General features: G+C 41.6%; 1 protein-coding gene. It reads left to right on the top strand.

Features of this window, described 5'->3' with window-relative positions; genetic code table 11:
* Positions 1 to 90 precede the first annotated feature (90 nt).
* A partial coding sequence (locus PZE06_RS26695) for a hypothetical protein (protein WP_275792198.1) occupies positions 91 to 392 on the top strand: 302 nt, incomplete at its 3' end.

Below are 392 nucleotides of genomic sequence, written 5' to 3'. Positions count from 1 at the left end.
CTCCTGGTGTCATGGATGATAAATTATTCTATCAAGTCAATCATCATGCAAATCTAGCTAACGCAAGCGTCATTAAAGAATTTAGAAAATATGTTCAGTCTGGCCAGCATTGTCCATTCTGGCACAGGTCTCATCATGTTCCTGATTGGGTTACTATTGCTCGCTGCCGCTGCCATCATTCTTGCAATAACTATTTGGAAGTCTGATAAATATCCTACTTTTAGTGGCATTCCATTTGTTATCGGCATGCTGCTATATATACCTCAATTTTTCGGAGGTCAACCGCTAAGGATGACACATGGCGCATTGGTCGCCATTGGATGTGTATGGATAGCAATTAGCTTGTGGAGAGAAAGCAGAAAAACCCCTAAGTCTAAAGCACAAGCAGCAAG

It is taken from the genome of Robertmurraya sp. DFI.2.37, from assembly GCF_029211245.1.
Taxonomy (GTDB): Bacteria; Bacillota; Bacilli; order Bacillales; family Cytobacillaceae; genus Robertmurraya; species Robertmurraya methanolica_A.
This window is presented reverse-complemented; position numbering and strand designations above follow the sequence as displayed.